Source organism: Janthinobacterium sp. JF4, from assembly GCF_059617925.1.
The window spans coordinates 91,855-109,190 of the sequence record NZ_JCAQAV010000014.1 but is presented as its reverse complement, the minus strand read 5'-3'; the positions used below and the strand labels follow the sequence as shown (position 1 = coordinate 109,190).

The window sequence follows — 17,336 nt, the reverse complement described above, 5'->3', positions numbered from 1 at the left end:
CCGGCCCGCGCGGGGCCGGGGCCGCCCAGGTCCATCTTGGCCCCGGGCGGGGGGGCGCCCCCCGCCGCCGCTGCCACCGCCTTCGCGCACGGATGAAATCTTGTCGTTCATGCCCGGCAGCGAGCGGTAGTCGCCCCTTTCCAGCGTCTTGCAATCGCCCTTGAAATCGGCATGCGTGCACACTTCCCAGCTGCCCGACTCGACCTGGATGCTCGACACGGTGTCATTGAAATTGACGCGCGACAGGTCGTCCGTCGTATCGCGCAAGACGACTACACGTCCCTTGAAGTTGTCATCGGTGTACAGGCGGATCTCGCCGGCCTGCGCCGCGAGGTGGACAAACAGCGAACTGGCGCACAGCAGGGCAAGAGCGAACGGGCGATTCATGGGGCGGTCTCCGGTGGCGGCAAAGGCAAGTGATCGACATGACAACTGATGCCAGTGTAGCCATCCGTGGAAAAAACGGTGTAACAAAGTATGCGAAAAGCACAATAAATTGTTACCAAAAGCAATAACAGGCCCCGGCGGGAACCTGTCATTGCCGTTTGGCTTACGCGCTGCCCCGCGTCAGCGCACTTCGCGCACCGACGAGATGCGGTTGCTCAGGCGCTCCAGGCTCGCGTACTCGCCCGGTTCGAGCATGCGGCAGCGGCCACGGAAATCCACGTCCTCGCACACTTCCCAATAACCGGAGCGCACGCGCACGCTTTGCACCGTGTCGTTGAAATCGCGCTCGCGCAGATCGGCTGAAGCGTTGCGCACGCTCAAGCTGCGGCCGGCGAAATCGTCGCGCGTATAGAAGGTCAGCTCACCGCCCAGCGAGCGCCCTGGCAAATGGCCGCGCTCCCGGTCGCGGTCGCGGCGGCCATCCCAGTCGCGCCCACGGTCACGGTCGCGGCCCGGATGACCATCCCAGCCGCCGCGCACTTCGCGCAGCGACGTGATCTTGTTGGCGCGGCCATCGAGCGACGGGTACTCGCCCGGTTCGAGCAGGAAGCAGGCGCCGCGAAAATCGGCATCCTCGCACGCTTCCCAGCGGCCCGAGCGCACGCGGATGCTTTGCGTCGTGTCATTGAAACGGACATCTTCCAGGTCGGCGACGGCATCGCGCACGGTCTGCGAGCGGCCGTGATAATCGTCGCGCGAATACAGGGTCAGTTCGCCGGCGCCGGCCAGTTCGGCCGTCATGGCGGCGCCCAGCAACAGGGCGCAGTTCAGGGTGTGTTTCAGCATGGTCTTGCTCCATAGTCAGGGTACTGCGGTTGACTATTTGGTCATTTTGCCAAATAGAGCGCGCAGTCTATCCGCGACTGGCCCACTTAGCTGTAACAAATGATTACCGCGCGCGCCCCTTCAGGCCGGGCCCCGGGCGGCGCAGCGGACAGGCACGGCGAATGCCGGTAGAATGTTGTGTTTAGTCAAGCTTGCCGCCTATGCCACACACTACCTCGTTCACGCTGCCCGCCGTCCGTACTGAAATTTCCTCGCTGTGGAAGCTGGCCTGGCCCATCCTGATCGGCCAGCTGGCGACCGTCGGCATGGGCGCAGCCGACGTGGCGATGACGGGCCATACGAATCCCGAGGAACTGGCTGCCGTGTCGCTGGGCGCGGCCATCTGGTCCATCGTGCTCGTCACTGTGAGCGGCATCATGATGGCGATCAATACCCTGGTGGCGCATGAAATCGGCGCGGCGCGCCACGACCGGGTGCCGCACATCGTGCGCCAGTCGCTGTGGAAGGCGCTGCTGGTCGGCCTGGTGGCTTGTTTGCTGACGAACATGGCGGCGCTGGTGTTCGACCACCTGATGCTCGAACCTCACGTTGCTGCCAAGGCCAAGCTGTTCGTGCACATCATCAGCTGCGCGCTGCCGCCGTTCGCCGCCTACCGCGCCCTGTACGGCTACAGCACCAGCATCAACCAGACCAAGCCCGTGATGGTCATCGCGCTGGCAGCCCTGGCGCTGAATATTTTCGTCAACTACCTGCTGATCTACGGCCACTGGGGCATGCCGAAGATGGGCGGCGTGGGCTGCGCCGTGGCCACCACCTGCTGTGTGTGGATGATGCTGCTGGCCATGCTTGCCTGGATCAGGATCGCGCCCGCCTACCACGCCACGTATCCGTTCAGCCACTGGGAAGGGCCGCAGCTGTCGTCCATCGGCCCCATGCTGCGCCTGGGCCTGCCCATCGGCGTGACCTACTTTGCCGAAGTGAGCGCCTTTGGCGTCATCAGTCTGCTGGTGGCGCGCTTCGGCGTGATCCAGGTGTCGGCGCACCAGATCGCCCTGAATTTCTCGTCCGTCGTTTTCATGGTGCCGCTCACCTTCGGCATCGCGCTCGTCACGCGCGTGGGCCACGCCGTGGGCGAAGCCAATCTGCGCCGCGCGCGCTTCATTTCGTGGGTGGGCGTGGCCATGTCGCTGACGGCGGCCATCGTCTCGGCCACCCTCATCACCGTCTTCCGCCACCAGATCGCGCAAGCCTACACGTCCGACCCGCAGGTGCAGGCGCTGTGCGCGCAACTGCTGCTGTTCGCCGCCCTGTTCCAGCTGTCCGACGCCACGCAGGTGGCGACTTCCTGCGCCATCCGCGGCTACAAGGTAACGCGCCAGCCGATGCTGATCCAGCTGCTGGCCTTCTGGGGCTTCTCGCTGCCGATCGGCTACGTGCTGGGACTCGCGCCGCAAGGCTTCATCTGGTCGCCGGCCGAGCCGATGGCCGCCGCGGGTTTCTGGATCGGCCTCGTCACGGGCTTGACGGTAGCGGCCGTGCTGCTGACCTGGTACTTGAACCGGCTGTCGCTGCAGCGCCTGCGCATGACGTATTGAAACAATGCATTGAACGCAGGGCGGCGCGCAATTTATGCGTGCCGCCCTTGCTGCTTCGCCATACAAAGCATCACCGCCCCACTCTTTCCGCCAAAGTAAAAAAGGCAATTGCCGGATTATTCCGTGGCTGGCCCTATCGCATTAAATGTCTTGCTCTGGTATCGTTTGCTGTCAAGAATCTTTCTTGACCATCCTTTTACCATCACCGAGACATCCATGCGTTTTATTCTTTGTTTTCTGGCCGCGATGGCCAGCGTTCCCGCATCGGCTGAAAAGCTGACCCTGGAACGCATTCACGCCGATCCGGCGCTGGCCGGCCCCGGCGTGCGCAACCTGAAGGTCTCGCCCGATGGCGAGCGCGTCACGTTCCTGCGCGGCCGCGCCGACAACCAGTTCCAGCTCGACCTGTGGGAATTCAAGCTGAAGGACAAGAGCACGCACCGCCTGGTCGACTCGAAGGCGCTGGTGCCGAATGAAACGATTTCGCCCGAAGAGCAGGCGCGCCGCGAACGCGAGCGCACCGCCAGCCTGAACGGCATTCTCAGCTACAGCTGGTCGCCCGATGGCAAGCAGCTGCTGGTGCCGCTGGCCGGCAATCTGTACCTGGTCGACGCGGCCCACCCGGACAAGGCGCGCCTGGTCGCCAAGGGCAATGTGCTGGACCCGAAAATCTCGCCGAAAGGCCGCTACGTGTCGTTCGTGCGCGACCAGAATATCTACGTGATCGACCTGAAATCGGGTCAGGAACGCCAGCTCACGACCGACGGCAAGGGCACCATCCGCAACGGCGAAGCCGAATTCGTGGCGCAGGAAGAAATGGGCCAGCGCACCGGCTACTACTGGGCCCCCGACGATTCCGCCATCGCCTACAAACGCTATGACGAAGCGCCCGTGCCCGTCGTGCGCCGCTTCGAAATCTTCGCCGACCGCACCGACGTCGTCGAGCAGCGCTACCCGGCCGCCGGCGACCCGAACGTGCTGGTGCAGCTGCTGATCGTCTCGCCGGAAACGGGCGCGCAGCGCCAGGTGGATCTGGGCACGAACCCGGACATCTACCTGGTGCGCGCCGACTGGAGCGCGGACAGCAAGTCGCTCGTGTACCAGCGCCAGTCGCGCGACCAGAAGACCCTCGATCTGGTCGCCGTCGATGCCGGTACTTTGGCGCAGCGCACCCTGCTGACGGAAACGTCGACAACCTGGGTCAGCATCCATGACGACCTGCGCTTCCTGTCGAACGGCACCTTCCTCTGGTCGTCCGAGCGCACGGGCCGCAACCATCTGTATTTGTACGACATGAGCGGCAAGCTGCTGCATCCGGTCACTTCCGGCACATGGGGCATCGACAGCGTGCTGGCCGTGAACCAGAAGACGGGCAAAGTGTTCGTCTCGTCAAACCGCGACGCGGTGATCGACAAGCAGACCTACGCCCTGGCCCTCGACGGCAGCACGGCCGACAAGCCGCAGCGCGTGACGAAAGCCGATGGCTGGCACGACACGACGTTCTCGCGCAATGGCGAAGTCTTCGTCGACACGTATTCCGACCCGGCCACGCCGCCGCAAGTGAGCATCCGCCGCCCGGACGGCGCCATGGTGGGCTGGCTGGAAGAGAACGCGCTGAACGCCAGCCACCCATACGCGAAATACAAGGCGGACCACCTGCCGACGGAGTACGGCACCCTGAAGGCCAACGATGGCCAGACGCTGTATTACTCCATCGTCAAGCCGTCGGACTTCGACCCTGCCAAACGCTATCCCGTCTACCTGTCGACGTATGGCGGTCCGCACTCGCAGCACGTGGCGCGCCGCTGGGGCAACAACTTCGACCAGTATATGGCGCAGCAGGGCTTTGTCGTCTTCCGCCTCGACAACCGCGGTTCGTCGCGCCGCGAGCGCGCGTTCACGGACGCCATCTACCATAACCTCGGCGCCGCCGAAGTGGCCGATCAACTGGTCGGCATCGACTGGCTGGGCAAGCAAAGCTTCGTCGATCCGAAGCGCATCGGCGTGTTCGGCTGGAGCTATGGCGGCTTCATGACCCTGCGCCTGCTGTCGGCCGCGTCCGACAAGATCGCCATGGGCGTCTCCGTGGCGCCCGTGACCGACTGGTCGCTGTACGACACCCACTACACGGAGCAATTCCTCGGCATGCCGAAGGAAAACGTGGATGGCTACAAGGCCAGCACCGTGTTCGCCCACCTCGACGGCTTGAAGTCGCCGCTGCTGCTGGTGCACGGCATGGCCGACGATAACGTCCTGTTCAGCAACAGCACGCGCCTGATCGACGCGCTGGTGAACCGCGGCGTGCAATTCGACCTGATGACGTACCCGGGCGCCAAGCACGGCATCTCGTCACGCGCGGGCCAGCGCCACGTGTACAAGAAAATCGAGATGTTCTTCAAGCAGAACCTGATGAAGCCAGCACAGTAAGCTTGCGCTGCATCCAATAAAAAACCGCCGCCTGTCTTGCGACAGGCGGCGGTTTTTTATGCTGGAGCAGAAATTATGGCTTGCGCGTGATGGTTTCCACCGCATCTTTCACATCGCCAACCTTCTTCTGCACTTTGCCTTCGACCTGGTTTGCCAGGCCCTTGGCTTGCTGCTCTTCGCTGCCGACGACTTTGCCAGCGGTTTCCTGGATTTTACCGCCGACTTCCTTCAGTTTACCTTCGACTTGATCTTTGTTCATGATGGATCCTCACTGTAGTTGGTACATCTGTTGTCCAGCCCGCAAAGGCCGGTACTGCGGCTCACACGCTGTTGCACACTGCTTGCTGCGTGTCGATGTGTCCATGGTACGCAGCGAGGATCACAGCCTCTGTACGGTTCCTAACACTACGCCGATATCGCCGATCACGCCGCCGCGCCCTTGCGCCAGACGGTCGCCAGCCACGGCTGCTGGTCGCGCGGCAAGCCCGGCGGGCGGTAGTACTGCTCGATCAAGGTAAAACCGGCTGCCTGCACATACGCGGCCCATGTCGCTTCGTCGTGGTAGCTGCCGTAGCGCGCGCCATTCCAGCCTTCCTGATTCTGCCCGCGCGGGTTCGAGCTGAACAGTACGCCGCCGTCCTTCAGGCAAGCGTGCAGGGCGCCCAGCACGCCGGGCAAGGCGGCGCTGGGCACGTGGAACAGCACGGCATTGGCGAACACGCCGTCGAAGTGCCCTGCGGGCAAGTCGAGGTCGACGAAATCCTGCTGCCACACGGTGCAGCCGCTGTAGGCGCGCGCCATCTCGACGAAGCGGGGGCAGCCATCGACGCCCGTGGCGTGATGCCCCATGGCGGTGAACGTTTTCAGATCGCGGCCAGGACCGCAACCGAGGTCGAGTATCTCCAATGGCCCGGGCCTGCCGATAGCGCTCAGCAGCGCGGCGATGTTCTGGCTGACGTCGTGGTCGCGCGTGCCTTCGAAAAACTGCTCGGCGCTGGCGTCGTAATGGGCCAGGGTGCGGCCGGTGATGGCGTGGATGGGGTCTTGCGGATCTTGCGGTGGGGTAGGCTTCATGGCGGTCCTGTCATCGATGGGCGCATTTTACGCTGCCGGTCGGCTCAGCGGCCGGCAGCGCCAACTCTGCTACCAGACGCGCACGCGCTGTTCCGGCGCCAGGTACAGCTGCTGCCCCGGCTTGACGTCGAAGGCCGGGTACCAGGCGTCGAGGTTGCGCACGGTGGCGGCGCGATATTGCGCCGGCGCATGGCCGTCCGTGAGGATTTGCTGGCGCGCCGCCGCTTCGCGCGCCTTGCTGCGCCAGCTGACGCCGTAGCCGATGAAGAAATCGCGGTCCGCGCCCGGCTGCGCCGGCTTGCCCTGTTGCGACAGGGTGAACGCATCATGCGCGGCCGCCACGCCGGCCAGGTCGGCCAGATTTTCGCTGAGGGTCAGCTGGCCATTCACGGCCAGGTCGGGAAACGGCTTGTAGGCCGCGAACTGCGCCACCAATTGTTTTGACGCGGCCTGGAAATGCGCCAGGTCGGCCGGCGTCCACCAGTCGCGCAGCTTGCCCTGGGCATCGAACTGTGCGCCCTGATCATCGAAGCTGTGGCTGATCTCGTGGCCGATGGTGGCGCCGATGCCGCCATAGTTGGCCGCGTCGGAAGCCTGCGGGTCGAAAAATGGCGGCTGCAAGATGGCGGCGGGGAAGTTCAGCGCATTTTGCAGCGGCAAGTTGACGGCGTTGACCAGCTGCGCCGGCATGGCCCAGGCCTTGCGGTCGGGAGACTGGCTCAGCTTGGCCAACGCCTGCCGGTAATGAAACTGTTCCGCTCGCTGCACATTGCCCAGCGCATCGCCGCGCACCACGCGCAGACCCGCATAGCTGTCCCAGCGTTCCGGATAGCCCACGCCCACGTAAAGGGTCTTGAGTTTTTCCTGCGCCTGCGCCTTGGTGGCCGGCGCCATCCAGTCCAGCTTGTCGATGCGGCGCGAGAAGGCGGCGACGATATTCGTCACCATGTCCTGCACGCGGGCTTTCGATTCAGGCGGGAAATAGCGTTCCACGTACAGCTTGCCGACGGCGTCGCTCAGGGCCGCGTTGGTCGCCGCCAGCGCGCGCTTGCTGCGCGGCGACTGCTGCGGCGTGCCACTGAGGGTGCTGCCGTAGAAAGCAAAGCGCTGCTCGGCGGCCGCCTTCGGCAAAGTGGTGCTGAAATGGTTGATGGCGTGGAAGGCAAGAAAATCTTTCCACGTGGCCAGCGGCACGCTCGCCACCAGCGCGGCGCTGCCCGTCATGGCCGTCGGATGCCAGACGATGAAATCCGTCTGCGTGCCCAGGCCGGCCGCCTGGAAGAAGGCTTTCCAGTCCAGGCCCGGCGCCTTGCTGGCAAAGTCGGCAGCGCGCCACGCGTTATTGCCCTTGGCGACATCGGCCGAATCCTCGCGGCTGGCGTGACTCGCAGCAATTTGCTGCTCCAAGGCAAACACACGCGCGGCGCGGGCCGGTGCGTCGCTGTAGCCGGCCTGCTTGAGCATGGCCGCGATATGCGCCTGGTAGTCCGCGCGCAAGCCCTGCATGCGGGCGCTGTCGCCCTGATAGAAGGCGCGGTCGGGCAAGCCCAGTCCGCCCTGCAGCAGATAGGCCACATTGCGCGTGGTGTCGTTCAAGTCTTGCGCCACCCACAGGCCGAACAGGTTTTCCGTGTAAAAATTGGTGGCGTTGAGCGGGTCGACATCGGCGCGCATGCTCTCGCCCAGCGCGCGGGCCAGTCCTGCCTGGTCGCGTATGCCATTGATCTTTGTCAACAAGGGCTTGATCGGCGCCCAGCCTTTCGCTTCGATGGCCGATTCATCCATCCAGGCACGGTAGAAATCGCTGACCTGGCGCGCCTCCGTGCTGCCGCCCTCGCGTGCCTGCAAGCCTTCGATGAGGCCGATGATGCGCTCGTTGGTAGAGTTGGCGAGGATGGCGAACGAGCCCCAGCTGCTGCGGTCGGCGGGAATGGCCGTGCCGCGCAGCCAGTCGCCGTTGACGTAGTCATAGAAGTTGTCGCCAGGCAAGACCGTGGCGGCAGCGGGGGCAGCGGCGCTGGCGGACGCTGGCTGGCCATGGGCCTGGAGCGGCAAACCGGTCAGCGAGACGCCGGCCAGGGCGAGGACGATGGCAGCCTGGACTGGCGTCCGGTGCCAGGGGAAACGCAAACCGTGCATGGCGATCCTTTCGATGAAAGAAGCAAAATCATAGCCTGAAACCATACCTTTTTCGCATGCGGACAAACGGCGTGGCGGGCAATTCCCGCAGCCAGCCGAAACCATCCACATTATTTTCACTTTTTTTTCAAAAAAACCCTCAAGTTCCCGTTAAACCTGCCGTTAATTTGGACAAGCGGTAATCCATTCACTAGTTACGGGTGTGCTCATGACCTCCAACGACGTTCTCTCGATGTATGAAAATATTGCAGGAATGACCAATAAAATGGTTGTGGCCGCACGTTCGAGCAACTGGAATGACTTGGATACCCTGGAAAACCAGTGCGCCAGCGCCGCCAGCGCGACCATGACGGGCAAGGTGCCTGCCCTGGCTGGCGCCTCGCGCCAGCGCAAGATCGACTTGCTCAAGCAAATCCTGGCAAACGACCGCGAAATCCGCGCCATCACGGAACCGTGGATGACGCAGTTGCCGAACGCCATGCAGGGCGCGCGCGCGCGCATGTAAGCAAGCTTGGCACGCCAGAAACGACAAAAGCACCCGCGGGTGCTTTTTTTACGTCTGCCGCCGTGCCGGGGAGCGCGCCATTCGCGGCGCTCGAGAACAAGGAGGGGGAATTTGGAAGGCGAGCCCCAGGTATCTCCTGGCGTCGCCTCGCTGCCGGTTGCATCCGGCGTTCGCGAGCACATCGTCGGCATCGCGAACCGCTTCCAGACCCAGGCGTTTATGCAACGCTACACCTGTTTGCCGCGCCACACTATCGTTGGTGACTGCGACAGGCTGGGGCTGTTTTGTCGTAGAGCAAGTCCACTGAGTTAATCATATCACCATCTTTTAAAAATAGGCAACACGATAGACAAGCATTTTTCTGTCTTTTTTGAATATCTTTTTTTATATCAAATTTTTAGCGCGGCCTTGCAGCAGCATTAACGCGAGAATGGCTCCGCTTCCGGCGCGGCCTGCGCCCCGTCCTCCACCGCTTCCGTCAGCACGGGCACATCCCTCTTCTTGCGGCTGAACGGCTTGCGCAGCAAGACCCAGTATTTCGACGGCGCGCCCGGCCCGGCCGCCTGCCTGCGCTTGCGTACGACATACACGACGATCGCCGTCAGCAACAAGAACACCAGGGTGCCGATACCGAGCCACAGCATGCCACCCGATTTCTTTTCCTTGTCGGCGGCAGGCGCCGCGTGCAGGGGTTTGGGTTTGGCATGGGGCGCTTCCGCCACGCCTGGCGCGGCAGCGGGCGGCACGGCGGCGGCAGGCTGAGCCAGCGCCTGTTGCAAGGCGCCGATCTTGCCCTCCAATTCACCGAGCTTGTCATTCAGGGCCGCGTTTTTCTCATCCAGCGCCACGCACGCTTGCGCCTGCCCAGCATCCGCCTGCGGTGCGCAGGCAGCCACGGGCATCGTAGCGCGGCGCAACGGCGGCGAACGCAGCGCGGGTGCAGCCGGCGCGGGTGCGGCGGGCGGCGGCACGAACACGCGGGCCGGACGCACGAGCCCCTCGGCGCGCGCGCGGGCCGCCAGCGCGGCAGCGTCGGGTGGCGGCGCGCCGGCTGCAGCGCGTGGCAGCGGTGCAGGTACGGGCGCGGGCACCGGAATCGCGGGCCGAACCGGCGCACTGACGGCAGCGGCAGCGGGCGGGGCCGGCGTCAGCCACAAGGTACCCAGGCGCACGACGGCGCCATTCCCACTGCCCAGCAATAAATACAAATGCACGTGGCCCGCCTGGATCGCTTGCCGGGTGCTCACCCGCACATAGTGGCGTCCACCCCGCTCCAGCGGGCTGATCGTCAAAGTCTGCAGGGCCGGATCCATGCCGATGCCGCCACCGCGGTACACATCGGGAGAGGCCAGGCGCACGGCCACGCCGTTGGCTTCCTCGGGCGCCAGAGCCGTCAGTTCGATCTCGGCCAGCAGGGGCTGACCCACGTGCGACAGCACGACCATGTCACCAAGTTCGGCCGCCATGACGGGCGGCAAGGCCAGGCTGGCGGCGGCGCACGCGATCAGGGACCAACGGGGAAAGATGCTGCTCTGCATGGACTGATCGCTTTGATAACAATATAAATAAGGGGGACTCGCCTGTCTTTAACGGCAGGAAATCGCAAAAATATAGATGGCCCAGGGCAAAAATGATGCAATACAGCATCATCCTGTGCCTTTTTGACGCCTGGAGTACACTCGATCCACCTCCATCGATGAAAGGGATGCCATGAGTAGCAGAATCGAACGCGACAGTTTCGGCCCGATCGACGTACCCGCCGACCGGCTGTGGGGAGCGCAAACGCAGCGCTCGCTTGAGCACTTCCATATCTCCACGGAAAAGATGCCGCCCGAACTGATCGCCGCCCTGGCCACTGTCAAGCGCGCGGCCGCCCACGTCAACCTGGACCTGGGATTACTGGATGGCAAGAAAGCCGTGGCCATCACGCAGGCCGCCGACGAAGTGCTGTCTGGCAAGCATGACGCGGAATTCCCGCTGGCCGTCTGGCAGACGGGCTCCGGCACGCAAAGCAATATGAACATGAACGAAGTGCTGGCCAACCGCGGTTCCGAACTGATCGGCGGCTTGCGGGGAGAAGAGCGCCTGCTGCACCCGAACGACGACGTCAACCTGGGCCAGTCCTCGAACGACATCTTTCCGACCGCCATCCATGTGGCGGCCGCGCTGGCCGTCGCCAACACGGTCTTGCCGCCGCTGCGCCAGCTGCGCGCCACGCTCGACGCGAAAGCGACGGAGTTCGCCGACATCGTCAAGATCGGCCGCACCCATTTGCAGGATGCCACGCCGTTGACCCTGGGCCAGGAATTTTCCGGCTATGTGGCGCAACTGGACTTTGCCGAGCACATCATCACGGCATCGTTGCCGCCGCTGCTGCAACTGGCCGCCGGCGGCACGGCCGTGGGCACAGGCTTGAATGCCCATGTGGAATTTGCCGGCCGCATCGCGCTGGAACTGGCGCGCCTGACGGGCCAGCCGTTCGAGACGGCCAGCAACAAGTTTGCCGCCCTGGCCGCCCACGATGCCCTGGTCGCCGCCCATGGCGCGCTGAAAACCCTGGCCACGGCCCTGATGAAAATCGCCAACGACGTGCGCTGGATGGCCTCCGGCCCCCGCTCCGGCCTCGGTGAAATCACGATCCCCGAAAACGAGCCGGGCAGCTCCATCATGCCGGGCAAGGTCAATCCTACCCAGTGCGAAGCGCTGACCATGCTGTGCTGCCAGGTATTCGGCAACGATGTCGCCATCACGGTAGGCGGCGCCTCGGGCAATTTCGAGCTGAACGTCTTCAAGCCCTTGATTGCGCACAACTTCCTGCAAAGCGCGCGCCTGCTGGGCGACGGCATGCGCAGCTTCGACGCGCATTGCGCACACGGCATCGCGCCGAACCGTGACCGCATCGCTGAACTGATGGAGCGCTCATTGATGCTGGTCACGGCGCTGGCGCCGCACATCGGCTACGACAAGGCGGCGCAAATCGCCAAGCAGGCCCAGCATGAAGGCACGACCCTGAAGGAAGCGGCGCTGGCCCTGGGCTTTGTGACGGAAGAGCAATTCAGTGCGTGGATCGTGCCACTGCAGATGACGCGGCCCAACAAAAGTTAAGGCTCAGCCTGCAATATCCCTCGCTTCATGTAAACTATGACTTTAGTTGATGCCGTCATCAAGTGTTGAAAACACATCATTGCAATAAGGGATACAATGCAAAAAGTAAGCTTTGATTTAACATCCGAGTTCGTCGAGCTGAACCAGCTATTGAAGCTGGTCGGCTTGTGCGACAGCGGTGGCGCAGGCAAGGTCATGGTCGATAGTGGCGTGGTGAAGGTCGATGGCAAGAAGGAATTGCGCAAGACCGCCAAGATCCGTGCCGGTCAGGTCGTCAGCGTGGGCGATATCCGTATCACGGTCGTCGCCCCCGCCTGATGCCGGCATGGGGCGCGCAAGCGGCCCCATGCGTCGAGCCAGCTGCCAGCCGGCTGCCTGGATCAGGCTGCAAACACGTCGTTATTGCCAGATAAATATCGATTGCAGAGGGGAAGCGCCATGGACCAGCCCGAACAAGGTACGCGCAGCCAGGAGCGCCTGATCGGCGACTTGCGCCAGGTAATAGAAAACGCAGAAGCATTGCTGCGTAACACAGACAAATACACCAGCAGCCTGTACCAGAGCGCGCGCGCCAGGCTGGAACTGGCCCTCGTCGCGGCCACTGCCGAGCTGGCCCGCTTTGAAGAAGAGCAAGTCACGCGCATGATGGACGCCACCCTGGCCGCGAATGCCCTGTACCGCGATCAGACGGGCGAAGCGCGCGTGCTGCGGGCCTTCGAATAAGCAATCACGCCGTCAAGAGAGCATGCGCCAGCCACTGGCGCAAGTGTGCCGCCAGGTCAAATGCCGGGTCCAGCCCGAACGCCGCATCGAGCGCGGCGCCAAACGTCTGACCCTGCTGCAAGGCCAGCAATGCTGCATGCGCAGCCGCATCCAGTACCAGCACCTGCGCCTTCCAGCGCGTCCGGCATACCAGCGCGTAGCTGGCCACCTGCAACTCCTGCGGAAACATCCCCTGCCCTTCGCCTTCCTGATGTGCCTGCCACAGGGCCGCCACTTGCCAGCGCGACGCCAGCAAGACGCAAGCGGGATGCAAGACAAAACGCCGCGCTTCCAGTTGATCGGGATGCAAGGCGGCCAGCGACTCCGGCGCCAGGCCCTGCGCATCGGCCGCGTAGTGGGCCAGGTGCAAGGCCCACTCCAGGCGCGCCATGTCCGGCAGATAGGGCAACTCGGCCACGGGCGGGAACGCAGCCAGAAAATCGGCGAAACAGGCGCCAAACTGGTTCAAATCAGCGCTATCGGATGGCATCTGCCGGCCATACGCACGCGCCAGGCCGCCAAAGAATTGCTCGCCCACCAACACCAGCACGACGGGATAGACCTGGCCCAGGGTGCGGCGCCAGGTGGCGCTCAAGCTGCCACGGTACAGTGAAAAACGCTGCGGCACCACCGTTCCGGCGAACGACGGTAAAGGTGCCACAGTATCCAGCAAAGCCGTGGCAAACGCTTGCTGGCCGGCCGCCAGCGCGTCAAGCGACGCGGGCGGTGGCGGGTACGGCAGCAGCGCCCCCTGCCATGGCACTTGCGAAGCATGGCGCGCCAGCATGGCCTGCGCCTTGTCCGCTTCACCCAGCAGGATATCGAGCGGCGGGACATCCGTGTCCCATTCGACCAGGGTAGGCACGGCGCCAAAGCGCAGCAAGGCGGCCGCATACAAGTCCCAGACGGGATCGGCCACGGCGGCGCCATGGTGGTCGATCACGGCGTGCGGCGTCAGCAGGTGGCCGCCCAGGTGCAGTTCGCCCACGCTGCCCGGCGCGATGGACTGCATGGCTGCCAGCGCGTCTTCGCCGTGGTTGCACTGGTTCACATACAGGTTATTGATATCGAGCAGCAGCCCACAACCGCTACGGCGCGCCAGTTCCGCCAGGAATTGCGCCTCGCTCATGGCATCGTCGGCAAAACGCAGGTAAGTGGAGACATTCTCCAGCAAGATCGGCCTTTTCAGCACATCCTGCACGCGCCCTACTCTGGCGCACAGCAAGTCGAGGGCGGCGCCATTCAAGGCCAGCGGCAACAGATCATTGAGTTGCTGCTGCGCCACGGCGCCCCAGCACAGGTGCTCCGACACGAGGGCCGGCTCGATGCGCTCGACCACGGCGCGCACGCGCTGCAGGTGCGCCTCGGAAAAGCCGCGCGCGGAACCCAGGCCCAGTCCCACGCCATGCAGGCTGATGGGGTAATCCTGGCGCAGGGTCTGCAGTACATGGCTATCCCAGCCCGACGGCTGCAGATAATTTTCAGTGTGCACTTCCAGCCAGCCCACCTTGGGCCGGCGCGCCAGGAAATCACGGTAGTGCGCGGCACGCAGGCCGACGCCGGCAAGCACCTCGATGGGCGGCGGCATGGTCAGACGGTGACGCTTACGGCTGCGTGGCCGGTTTGGCAGCCTTGCCTGCCTTGATGGGCTTGACGGAACCGCCCGCCTGTTCGCACGTGCCCTTGGCCACATAAGTCCATTCCGTGGGCAGATTGTCCGCCTCCGCCTGGCCCGCGCAGGAATGCGCCCCATCGGACGAAGCGCAATCGTTCTGCCCTGCCTTGGCGACGCCGTAGCATTTTTCCTTGTCGCCAGGGGCGGGGCCATCGTGCGCGGCCGCGTTGACGGTGGCGCCGGCGCAGATGCCGGCGAGGGCGGCGGCGATGAGAGCTTGACGTTTGTTCATGGGGATTCCTCTTGCATGGGTCAAAGTAATGGCACGCCCCGGGCTACGCCATGGGCAACGCGTGGTGATGGGCATCATTCTACTGAATCGGCCGTGCCATGGCGAACCATGGCCAATTAATCAACTTGACAGAGGCGGGAAGGAAGGCGGAAGGCACCAGACAAAAACGCCCACTCGCCACCGTCGATGACGGTGGTGTGGGCGTAAATATCGCGAGCGCCAGGTTGGCGCTGCGGGACTGCGCTCAGGCGGTCGTGTTGATGCGGTTACCGAGGTGAGCAGGCAGGCTCGGCGCCGACTGTACCGGCGGCAGGGCTGCCAGCAAGGCGGTGGCAGTCGAGCTTTGAATATCCTGGGCTTTTTTCAGGACAGCCAAACCGACGGCTTGCCGCGTGCCTGTCTCCGCCATCGTGGTTGACAGTTGAGCAATGCTTCCGACGTCCATACATTTCTCCAATGAGGTTCTACCAGTATTAACGGATGGCGGCGGCAAACCTTTAGCTTATTTTTCCAGTCTGTGCAGCAACCAGGCCAGCACCTGCTCGCGCGCATTCAAGTCCAGCCATTGCACACCCTCGCGCAAGCCGGCCGGCGCCGGGCTGTCCGAGGCGACGGCGATCACATGCGGGTCATGCGGATACAGGGGCGCCTGCCCCACTTCCGGGCGGAACACTTCCAGCTTGGGAATCGGGTCCGTCTTGAAACCTTCGACCAGGGTCAGGTCCGCCGGCCCCATGCGGGCCAATTGCTGCGCCAGGCTCGGTTCCGGCGCGCCGCGCAACTCATGCACGATGGCAAAGCGGTATGGCGACGCCACCAGCACTTCCGCCGCACCGGCCAGACGCAGGCGGGCGCTGTCCTTTTGCGGCGGTTCCAGCGCCAGGTCATGGTGGCTGTGCTTGACCAGGTTGACGCGCAGGCCGCGCGCCGCCAATTCCTTCACCACAAATTCCAGCAGGGTCGTCTTGCCGCTACCGGAACGGCCGATCACACCGAGTACCGGGTGTGCGGGCATCGCATCGTGCATGGTCACTCCTTGATTGAGAAGCAGTGATTATACGCAGCGCCCACGGCGCCAGCGCATTGCCCGGATCAAGCGATGCCAGGCTTTCCGCCATTCCCGGTACCGGCCGGCACCGGCTTGCCGCCCTGCCGCCGGCGTCGGCGCCGGCCCACTGCCTTCGGCGCTGTCGTGCCCGCCGTCTTGAGCGCCGTCTTGACCGCCGTCTTGACATTAGCCGCCTGCGCATTCCTGGCCGTGCGCGCCAATTGCCGGTGGGCGGCGATCGCGCCCGCCTCGGCGTCGGACTGGAAGGGCACGGCAGCAGCAGCGGCCAGCTCGCCATCGGGCGGGCAGGCGGGCGCCAGCGGGCCGAAATCCTGTGCCCGCACATCCGCTTCCCATGCGGCGCGCTGCGCCAGCACGGCAAAGGGCACGGCGGGCGCTGCGCGCGCTTGCGCCAGGGTCAGCACGGCGCCCAGGCCGCTGGCGGCCCCCACGCGCGCGCCCATCTGGGGCAAGACGCCGTCGGCGGCGCGGCAAAAGCGCTGCAAGATGGTCTTGATGATCGACGTGTGATCGACCACCTGGTGGCTGACGCTGCCTGGCGCGATCAGCGGCGACACCAGCAGCATGGGCACGCGCACGCCGTACCGGCGAAACGCGGGATCGTCGTCGATGGCGGCGGGCGGCGGCACATGGTCGAAAAAGCCGCCGTGTTCGTCGTAACTGAGGATCAGCAAGGTGCGCGCCCAGGCGGGACCGCGCGACAGGGCCTGGTAGACCTGCGCCACGAGCGCCTGGCCGGCGCGGATATCGGCTGGCGGATGGTCGTCATTCTCGAAGAAATGCGGGTCGATCCAGCTGACCGAGGGCAAGCTGCCCGCCAGCGCATCGCCGATGAAGCCATAGCGGCGGGCGCTCGATCCCAACGGTTCATACCACTCGGACGAGCGGTAGTGATCGTCCGTCAGCGCCAGGCTCCAGGGCTTCCAGGCGGAGTAAAATTTCCAGCTGACCTGAGCCCGCTCAAGGTGGCGCACGAACGATTTGTTCGCATACAGGGGCACGCGCTTGCTGTCGCGGCTGCCGGCCGCCCTGCCGCTGACCGCATACAGGCGGTTGGGCCAGGTGGCGCCCGGCACGGAACTGTAGCAGCGGTCGCAGACGCAGAACTGCTGCGCCAGGAAATCGTACATGGGCAAGTCGGCCCCATTATAGTAACCCATCACCAGGTCGATGTCGGGGTCGTCCGGATGCGTTTGCGCATAGTCGTCGACAAAGCCGCCGTTATTGTTTTGCAATTGCTGCGCCACCGACAGGCCCGTATGCGACGGGTCTTGCCGCGGGCCGAAGGCCGTGCGCCGCAAATGGTGCACGGGGTAGCTCACGCCCGCATGCACGTTGGCATGGGCGGCCTGCAAACCGTCGATGTCGGCGCGCCCGCCTTCCAGGCTCAGGTAACCGAGCATGTGGTCAAACGAGCGGTTTTCCATCATCAGCACGACGATATGGTCGATACGCGCCAGGTTTCCCAAGTCATGCGCATCAGGCATACCCTCGCCAGCGGTTGCAGCAGCAATCATCGG

Annotated in this window: 17 protein-coding genes; 6 read left to right on the top strand and 11 right to left on the bottom strand. The window is 64.2% G+C overall.

What is annotated here, in order from left to right; genetic code table 11:
• Together AC54AF_RS13490 and AC54AF_RS13485 are read right to left on the bottom strand one after the other, a co-directional pair.
• A partial coding sequence (locus AC54AF_RS13490; protein WP_496636938.1) for a beta/gamma-crystallin occupies positions 1–387 on the bottom strand: 387 nt, incomplete at its 3' end.
• Positions 388–567: 180 nt separating this feature from the next.
• Positions 568–1,233, bottom strand: coding sequence for a beta/gamma-crystallin (locus AC54AF_RS13485; RefSeq protein ID WP_496636937.1), 666 nt, complete (start codon positions 1,231–1,233; stop codon positions 568–570).
• A 200-nt stretch (positions 1,234–1,433) separates the two neighbouring features.
• On the opposite strand from AC54AF_RS13485, the gene AC54AF_RS13480 reads away from it, so the two are divergent.
• Both AC54AF_RS13480 and AC54AF_RS13475 read left to right on the top strand, forming a co-directional pair.
• Positions 1,434–2,828 (top strand): MATE family efflux transporter, encoded by a 1,395-nt coding sequence (locus AC54AF_RS13480; protein WP_496636936.1) that lies wholly within the window; start codon positions 1,434–1,436, stop codon positions 2,826–2,828.
• A 216-nt stretch (positions 2,829–3,044) separates the two neighbouring features.
• The gene (locus AC54AF_RS13475; RefSeq protein WP_496636935.1) at positions 3,045–5,255 is read left to right on the top strand and encodes a S9 family peptidase; all 2,211 of its coding nucleotides are present in this window, start codon (positions 3,045–3,047) and stop codon (positions 5,253–5,255) included.
• A gap of 73 nt (positions 5,256–5,328) precedes the next feature.
• Here the strand turns inward: AC54AF_RS13475 and AC54AF_RS13470 are convergent, their stop codons facing one another.
• The 3 genes from AC54AF_RS13470 to AC54AF_RS13460 form a co-directional block, all read right to left on the bottom strand.
• Positions 5,329–5,514 carry a CsbD family protein gene (locus AC54AF_RS13470; protein WP_131689109.1) on the bottom strand — a complete coding sequence of 62 codons (186 nt, stop codon included), beginning with the start codon at positions 5,512–5,514 and terminating at the stop codon, positions 5,329–5,331.
• A 164-nt stretch (positions 5,515–5,678) separates the two neighbouring features.
• On the bottom strand, positions 5,679–6,329 hold the full coding sequence (locus tag AC54AF_RS13465; protein ID WP_496636934.1) for a class I SAM-dependent methyltransferase: 651 nt from the start codon (positions 6,327–6,329) through the stop codon (positions 5,679–5,681).
• A gap of 69 nt (positions 6,330–6,398) precedes the next feature.
• Positions 6,399–8,468, bottom strand: a complete 2,070-nt coding sequence (locus AC54AF_RS13460; RefSeq protein WP_496636933.1) for a M13 family metallopeptidase — start codon at positions 8,466–8,468, stop codon at positions 6,399–6,401.
• A gap of 208 nt (positions 8,469–8,676) precedes the next feature.
• On the opposite strand from AC54AF_RS13460, the gene AC54AF_RS13455 reads away from it, so the two are divergent.
• Positions 8,677–8,973: a flagellar protein FliT gene (locus tag AC54AF_RS13455; protein WP_131689111.1), complete on the top strand. Its 297-nt coding sequence runs from the start codon at positions 8,677–8,679 to the stop codon at positions 8,971–8,973.
• A 419-nt stretch (positions 8,974–9,392) separates the two neighbouring features.
• On the opposite strand, the gene AC54AF_RS13450 is transcribed toward AC54AF_RS13455, so the two are convergent.
• Positions 9,393–10,511, bottom strand: a complete 1,119-nt coding sequence (locus AC54AF_RS13450; RefSeq protein WP_496636932.1) for a type IV pilus assembly protein FimV — start codon at positions 10,509–10,511, stop codon at positions 9,393–9,395.
• Between the two features lie 172 nt (positions 10,512–10,683).
• Between AC54AF_RS13450 and fumC the strand changes: the two genes are divergently transcribed.
• From fumC to AC54AF_RS13435, 3 genes are all read left to right on the top strand, one after another.
• Positions 10,684–12,078 (top strand): class II fumarate hydratase, encoded by a 1,395-nt coding sequence (gene fumC / locus AC54AF_RS13445; protein WP_496636931.1) that lies wholly within the window; start codon positions 10,684–10,686, stop codon positions 12,076–12,078.
• Positions 12,079–12,174: 96 nt separating this feature from the next.
• Positions 12,175–12,396 carry an RNA-binding S4 domain-containing protein gene (locus tag AC54AF_RS13440; RefSeq protein ID WP_071079051.1) on the top strand — a complete coding sequence of 74 codons (222 nt, stop codon included), beginning with the start codon at positions 12,175–12,177 and terminating at the stop codon, positions 12,394–12,396.
• Positions 12,397–12,516: 120 nt separating this feature from the next.
• Positions 12,517–12,801, top strand: a complete 285-nt coding sequence (locus AC54AF_RS13435; protein ID WP_131690125.1) for a hypothetical protein — start codon at positions 12,517–12,519, stop codon at positions 12,799–12,801.
• Between the two features lie 4 nt (positions 12,802–12,805).
• On the opposite strand, the gene bufB is transcribed toward AC54AF_RS13435, so the two are convergent.
• The 5 genes from bufB to AC54AF_RS13410 form a co-directional block, all read right to left on the bottom strand.
• Positions 12,806–14,428, bottom strand: a complete 1,623-nt coding sequence (bufB, locus tag AC54AF_RS13430; protein ID WP_496636930.1) for an MNIO family bufferin maturase — start codon at positions 14,426–14,428, stop codon at positions 12,806–12,808.
• Between the two features lie 16 nt (positions 14,429–14,444).
• Positions 14,445–14,747 (bottom strand): BufA1 family periplasmic bufferin-type metallophore, encoded by a 303-nt coding sequence (locus AC54AF_RS13425; RefSeq protein ID WP_496636929.1) that lies wholly within the window; start codon positions 14,745–14,747, stop codon positions 14,445–14,447.
• A 244-nt stretch (positions 14,748–14,991) separates the two neighbouring features.
• On the bottom strand, positions 14,992–15,192 hold the full coding sequence (locus tag AC54AF_RS13420) for a YjfB family protein (protein WP_131690122.1): 201 nt from the start codon (positions 15,190–15,192) through the stop codon (positions 14,992–14,994).
• A gap of 57 nt (positions 15,193–15,249) precedes the next feature.
• Positions 15,250–15,774, bottom strand: a complete 525-nt coding sequence (gene mobB, locus AC54AF_RS13415) for a molybdopterin-guanine dinucleotide biosynthesis protein B (protein WP_131690121.1) — start codon at positions 15,772–15,774, stop codon at positions 15,250–15,252.
• A 65-nt stretch (positions 15,775–15,839) separates the two neighbouring features.
• Positions 15,840–17,303, bottom strand: a complete 1,464-nt coding sequence (locus tag AC54AF_RS13410) for an alkaline phosphatase family protein (RefSeq protein ID WP_496636928.1) — start codon at positions 17,301–17,303, stop codon at positions 15,840–15,842.
• Positions 17,304–17,336 lie beyond the last annotated feature (33 nt).